The sequence below is a fragment of the Pseudomonas sp. HY13-MNA-CIBAN-0226 genome (assembly GCF_040310305.1).
In the GTDB taxonomy this organism is placed as follows: Bacteria; Pseudomonadota; Gammaproteobacteria; order Pseudomonadales; family Pseudomonadaceae; genus Aquipseudomonas; species Aquipseudomonas gregormendelii.
In genome coordinates, this window is sequence record NZ_JBEOPS010000110.1 from 1 (window position 1) to 347 (window position 347).

A 347-nucleotide genomic window follows, 5' to 3' on the forward strand; every position below is an offset into this window, starting at 1 on the left:
CTTCTAGGTAATGCGGCAAGCAGAGTTATTGTTTCAGAATATGCTGATAGCGCAAAACAGGAAAAAATAGCTGCCGAGTGGTTAAGAGCGGGTTCACTGGTTTGTATGGCAATCATTATTGGGATAGCTGGATATTCTTTCTATGAATCTATTCATCAAAACTTTGATCTTTCTAATGCTCTTTTAAGATTAGCATTAGTCTTTTTATTATCAGTTCCAGCTGCTTATTTAGCTCGCGAGTCTACTAAGCATCGTCAGCAACAATATACTCATCTTCAAACATCATTGGATTTAAAGGCTATTAATCCTTATATAGCCTCGTTACCTGAAGAAGAGCAACATAAAAT

At 36.3% G+C, this 347-nt stretch carries 1 protein-coding gene; it reads left to right on the forward strand.

Going from position 1 to position 347, the window contains the following annotated elements:
- The coding region (locus AAEZ05_RS27985) for a hypothetical protein (protein ID WP_350649811.1) at positions 1–347 on the forward strand (347 nt) is incomplete at both ends.